At 38.2% G+C, this 5797-nt stretch carries 4 protein-coding genes and 1 pseudogene; 2 read left to right on the forward strand and 3 right to left on the reverse strand.

Features of this window, described 5'->3' with window-relative positions:
- Positions 1 to 413: pseudogene (locus V5N63_RS07970) on the reverse strand (hydroxymethylglutaryl-CoA reductase); the annotation flags it as partial.
- 93 nt (positions 414 to 506) lie between these two features.
- Here V5N63_RS07970 and V5N63_RS07975 point away from each other — a divergent pair.
- Entirely contained in the window at positions 507 to 1382 is an 876-nt protein-coding gene (locus tag V5N63_RS07975) for a DUF4846 domain-containing protein (RefSeq protein ID WP_332033520.1), read from the forward strand.
- Between the two features lie 85 nt (positions 1383 to 1467).
- Here V5N63_RS07975 and V5N63_RS07980 read toward each other — a convergent pair whose 3' ends face one another.
- Entirely contained in the window at positions 1468 to 3390 is a 1923-nt protein-coding gene (locus V5N63_RS07980; protein WP_332033521.1) for an ABC-F family ATP-binding cassette domain-containing protein, read from the reverse strand.
- A gap of 213 nt (positions 3391 to 3603) precedes the next feature.
- Here V5N63_RS07980 and V5N63_RS07985 point away from each other — a divergent pair, with 213 nt between their 5' ends.
- Positions 3604 to 4365 (forward strand): endonuclease/exonuclease/phosphatase family protein, encoded by a 762-nt coding sequence (locus tag V5N63_RS07985; RefSeq protein ID WP_332033522.1) that lies wholly within the window; start codon positions 3604 to 3606, stop codon positions 4363 to 4365.
- Positions 4366 to 4723: 358 nt separating this feature from the next.
- Here V5N63_RS07985 and V5N63_RS07990 read toward each other — a convergent pair whose 3' ends face one another.
- Entirely contained in the window at positions 4724 to 5713 is a 990-nt protein-coding gene (locus V5N63_RS07990; protein WP_332033523.1) for a zinc metalloprotease, read from the reverse strand.
- Positions 5714 to 5797 lie beyond the last annotated feature (84 nt).

The following is a 5797-nucleotide window of genomic DNA, read 5'->3' on the forward strand; positions in this document are numbered from 1 at the left end:
AATTTAAAGTTAAAAAAATGAAGCACTTTATGAGGTTCCACCTCTAAAATAAAATGAGTGTGACCCAATTTTTTAGTGTTGATAATGGTCGTTTTGAAACCGCCTTTATCAATCCAGAATTTGGCTGCTTTTGAAGCTGCTGCAACCACAGAGCTTTCCTCTACTGCCATTGGTAGCGCCAGTAATTTCCCATCGATTAGGAAATTGGGTGCAATACCGTATGGCATATAAAAATTGGAAATGGTGTTTTCGGAAAACTCTTCGTGAAGCTTTTGTAGCTCCGGATTTTCGTTCCAGTATTGCTGTAAAATCTCTTCGTAACTTCGGTCGTCGTTGAGGTATTCTTTGATGAGCCAATCGATTTTTCTTTGTTTTGAAAGTTTAGAAAAACCTTCTACAGGACTGTGATTCATGGAATTTTAATTTGAATTTCAAAGATAGGAAATTCGTTCGGATGTAGAGCAGAAATGAGGATCGCACCCCGGAAATTTACTTATCTTTAATTGATGAAAACACCACTTCTTTCTGCATTATTATTTCTGGTCTTAAGTTGTAATAAAACAACGGATAATTCACCTAGAGACAACAGCAATGCAGGTTCTGAAAGTTTAGAAACAGCAACTTCCATAAAAATAAATAAAGATAAAAACACGGTCAGGGAAAGATTTCCGGCACCAAATGGTTACGAATATTCGACCGCAGGACCATCTTCCTTTGCGGAATACATTGAATCTTTTCCACTGAAGACATACGGATCTCCGATTCTGAAATATGACGGAACAGAAATCGCAACACAACATCTGCACGAAGCTATTTTTGATATCGATACTGGAACAAAGGATTTGCAGCAATGTGCCGACGCGCTTATCCGGCTGCGGGCAGAATATTTATTTGAATTAAAAAAATACGACGAAATTAAATTTCATTTTACCAGCGGAGATTTAATGACGTGGAACGACTACAAAAATGGAACCCGCGCATTTGTGAATGGAAATTCCGTACAGTTTAGAAAAACAGAAAAATTCGATGATTCAAGGGAAAATTTGCGGAAGTATCTGGATTTGATTTTCACTTATGCCGGAACCATTTCATTAAATAATGAAACCAAGCCTGTTTTGAAAACGCGGGATTTAAAAACGGGTGACATCCTGATTACCGCAGGAAGCCCGGGCCACATTGTGTTTATTGCAGGTGTTTCTGAAAATCAGAAGGGTGAAAAACTTTTTTTGCTGGCAGAAGGCTTTACACCGGCGCAATCGATCCATTTACTAAAAAATCCTTTTGATAAAGAAATATCACCGTGGTATGATTTAGATGTAAATGCTGCCGAAACAAAAACAGCCAGATATTACTTCAAACCAAACAATTTTAGAAGTTTTTAATCAAATCCCGAAGTAAGTTTTTATCAACCGACCAGCACAAAAAAAATCACCGAAAAAATTCGGTGATAAATGATGATGTTTGATTTTAGTCTAACTGCGTTCCGAGATACTCCCACTCCTGCAGCGCCAAATCGAGTTCAGCTTTATACGCATTGTATTTTTCCAAAGTTTCTTCTGATGGATTTTCTTTTGTAAAACTGGCTTCCATTTCTTCAATCTTCAGTTCCAGTTCGGATATTTTCTCTTCGATTTTCTTAATCTTATTCTGGATATTTTTTTGATCTTTGGAAACGATGACAGGTTTCTTTTCGGTCGGCTTTTCTACAGACTTTTCTACAATCGGTTCGTTTCTCAGTTCCTGCAGTTTAGATTTTTCGGCGGAAACCTCGCGGATGCTTTCTTTCTGTCTGAATTCCAGATATTCATTAACATCACCCAGGAATTCCTTCATTCTTCCATCGCGGAATTCGAATATTTTATCCGTTAATCCTTGTAAAAATTCTCTGTCGTGGGAAATTACGATTAGTGTTCCCTCGAATTTCTGCAAAGCCAGTTTAATAATTTCTTTGGATTGAATATCAAGGTGGTTCGTCGGTTCGTCCATAATCAACGTATTGAACGGACGCAACAAGAGTTTACACAATGCCAAACGGTTTCTTTCTCCACCGGAAAGTACTTTGGTTTTTTTCTGCACATCTTCGCCCTGGAAAAGGAAACTTCCCAGCAAATCTCTCACTCTCGGGCGCGTCTCTTCAGTTGCCGCATCTTCAGCTTCTTCCAAAACTGTTTTGTTCGGCGTTAGAACTTCTTCCTGGTTTTGGGCAAAATACCCAATATTCACGTTATGTCCTAATTCCCACTGGCCGGAATAATCTTTAATTTCGCCGGAAAGGATTTTTGCCAACGTGGTTTTTCCTTGTCCGTTTTGTCCTAACAACGCAATACGGTCGCCACGCTCCACAAAGAAATCAACTTTATCGAAAACTTGTTTGTTTCCATAAGATTTCCCAAGATTTTTGGCCTCGAAAATTACTTTACCCGGCACAATAGACTGCACGAAACGAATATTGAACTTTGATACATCTTCATTATCGATTTCGATTCGCTCAATTTTATCGAGTTTTTTAATTAAAGACTGCGCAAAAGAAGCTTTCGTAGCACTCGCCCGAAACCGGTTGATGTTATCCTCCATCTGTTTGATTTCGGCATCTTGGTTTTTCTTAGCTTGAGTTAATTTCTCTTTACGCTCCTTACTCAGCTCCAAATATTTGGTGTAATTGGCTTTATAATCGTCAACTTTTTTATTATTAATGTCAAAAGTTCGGTTACAAACCGAAGTCATGAATTGCTTATCGTGGCTCACCAAAACGATTGCACCAGGGTAATCCTTCAAAAATTCTTCCAACCAGATGATGGATTCCATATCGAGGTGGTTGGTTGGCTCATCCAGAAGCATCAAATCGTTTTTCTGAAGAAGTAGCTTAGCCAATTCAATTCTCATTCGCCAACCGCCGGAAAACTCGTCGGTAATTTTATTGAAATCATCTGCCTTAAAACCCAGTCCCAACAAAACTTTTTCTACATCACCTTCCAGATTATAGGCGTCGTGATGCATCAAAAGATCATTCAGTTCAGTCATCCTGTGAATTAACTTTTCGTAGGAATCGCTTTCGTAATCTGTTCTCGTTACCAACTGATGATTTACTTCATCGAGTTCGTTTTTCATTGCGTTGATCTGCTCAAAAGCCTGTAAAGTTTCATCCCAAACGGTGCGTCCTTTCACGAAATCTAGATCTTGTTTTAGAAATCCAATGGTAATATTTCCTTCCGGAACGATGTTTCCTTCGTAGAAATTGATTTCTCCGGTAAGCATTTTCAGAAGGGTAGATTTTCCGGCTCCGTTTTTACCAACGAGACCAATTTTATCATCTTTTTTGATGGTGAAATTTACATTTTGAAAAAGGTAATTCCCTGAGTGATGCAGACCTAAGCCCTGAACTGACAACATATATATTAAGCAATTAGTAATGAGTATTTTCGAGGTGCAAAAGTAAGTAAAAAGTTATTGAATTGCCCGATTTTAAGAAAATACCGTGGATTTCAGAAAAAACACCTTAAAACTTTTAACTTTATCGCCTGTAATTGAACTGAAATGAAAAATTTAATCCTTCTGATTTGCGCTTTTGTGTGCTTTAATTTTAATGCGCAAAATTTAAATGTGATGACTTTCAACATTAGACTTTCTCTCGATTCCGACAAAGAAAACTCCTGGGAAAACAGAAAAAATGATGCCGTGCAACTTCTTGATTACTATCATCCAGATATTTTTGGCGTTCAGGAAGCGGTTCCGCAACAGATGACTGACCTGAAAACAGGTTTGAAAAATTATGATTTTGTAGGCGTAGGACGTGATGACGGTGCTAATAAAGGTGAATATTCTGCCATTTTCTACAATACCGAAAAGTTACAGGTTTTGCAGTCTGGAACTTTCTGGCTCAGCGAAACTCCGGATCGACCATCCAAAGGCTGGGACGCGGCTTATAACAGAGTTTGCACGTATGCTTTATTTAAAACGAAAAAAGGCGGCAGAAAATTCTGGGCTTTCAATGTGCATTTCGATCATGTGGGAAATATTGCGCGTGAAAATTCTTCAAAACTAATTCTGGAAAAAATAAACACCCTCAATCCAAAAAATTTTCCTGTGGTTTTAACAGGCGATTTTAACCTTACAGATAAAACAGAGCCGATTAAAATTATTTCGAAAACAATGAGCGACAGTTTCTACAACTGCAGAAAACCTCATTATGGGCCAACAGGGACTTTTACAGGTTTTGATGTAAACTCTGTTCCTAAAGACAGAATCGACTATATTTTCACCAAAGGACTCAGCTGCCAATCCATAAGAACCATTAATGACCGGAGAGAAAACCTGCTCTACCCATCGGATCATTTTCCGGTTTTGGCTGAATTAAAATTCAGATAAAAACACGCAAAAAAAAAATCCACAGGATGACTCCCGTGGATAAACACAAATGATGAAAAAAAATTTATTCTTCCGCTGTTATGGCATTAGAATACAACAAAGAAATATATATTTTTTGAGATAACAAAATTAATCTCGAATTATTTACTCACAATGATTCATTAGATTGAAAATCAATAAAATAAAGAATTCACCGCATGTTACAGCGGATACAATTAATCCGAAACGAAAATTTATTTCAGGAAAAACCAGACAAATAACAGCAATAATGATGAGAATTCATTTGTGTTCAGATTGTAATCTTTATTCCATAAAAAACCTGCCGGAAATCCGGCAGGTTCATTTTTAAATATAATTATTAATAAAGTCTAAGTCCGGATCTTGCACCTGAAGCGTTGGTTACGGCCTGCATTCTGGATTTTTGCCCTGCAGAGAACATATACATTGCAGCATCATCAACATAATCCATATAATTCATAAACTGAATGGAGCGGTTTACACCACCACAAAGGTCGTACTGCGGATAAGTCGGCTTCCCGAAGTTTTTATCCTGTTGTGTCGGGGTATCGTCAACATAATCTGTCGCACAGTTTCCATCTCCCCAGATATGACGGAGATTCAGGTAATGCCCAACTTCGTGAGTTGCAGTTCTTCCCAGGTTATAAGGCGCATTGGCAGTAGTTCCAAAATATTTGCCTGCAATCACCACGCCGTCATTCCAAAGCCCAGCCGATTCCGGGAAAGTTGCATAACCAAGTACGCCGCCCATATCACCTACAACCCAGATATTGAAATAATTCGCAGGCTTATAAGCATCCTGACCTTTCGATGATGATTTTTTCATCGCATCATTTGTTCTCCACGAACGTACGGTGGTAGATTTACGGATCACGCGGTCTAAACGGAATTTTATTTTGGTATCACCCGCTGCTACAGAAGTAAATTCAGCTGGAATTTTGTTTACATCACTGTTTGTGCCTCCAAAATCTTTGTTTAAAGTCGCAATTTGCGAGGCAATCTGTGCATCTGAAATATTTTCAGCAGACGTTCTGTACAGAACATTTACCACTACAGGAATTTCAACTGTGCCATCAGCAAGAACCCTTCCCATTGAAAGGTCATCGATAAATTTAGCCGTTTTGCTTTCATTCTCTACAAACTTTGCCATCAACGTGGGATTATTGGCCAAAGCTTCTTTCCTGATGTCTTCAGAAGGACACACTCTTTGGGTTACAGCACTACCCGAAGTCAGCGCATCATTTTCTTCCTGATTAAGCAGATGATCTTCACCCGCATTACAAGCGGCAAGCATTGACAAAGCAAATGCGCCTACTAAAAGTTTTTTCATTCTCTAAATTTTTAATTTTTGCAAAAACGAATTTATAGAGTTGAAAATTACTGCGCAATAGTTTTATTATAAATAAACTAAATT

The organism is Kaistella sp., from assembly GCF_032060305.1.
Classification (GTDB): Bacteria; Bacteroidota; Bacteroidia; order Flavobacteriales; family Weeksellaceae; genus Kaistella; species Kaistella yananensis.

What these genes read in the sequence shown, in the direction of transcription:
- V5N63_RS07985 (WP_332033522.1), top strand. Translation starts at nt 3,604, where the DNA reads ATGACTTTCAACATTAGACTTTCTCTCGATTCCGACAAAGAAAACTCC.
- V5N63_RS07990 (WP_332033523.1), bottom strand. Translation starts at nt 5,713, where the DNA reads ATGAAAAAACTTTTAGTAGGCGCATTTGCTTTGTCAATGCTTGCCGCT.
- V5N63_RS07975 (WP_332033520.1), top strand. Translation starts at nt 507, where the DNA reads ATGAAAACACCACTTCTTTCTGCATTATTATTTCTGGTCTTAAGTTGT.
- V5N63_RS07980 (WP_332033521.1), bottom strand. Translation starts at nt 3,390, where the DNA reads ATGTTGTCAGTTCAGGGCTTAGGTCTGCATCACTCAGGGAATTACCTT.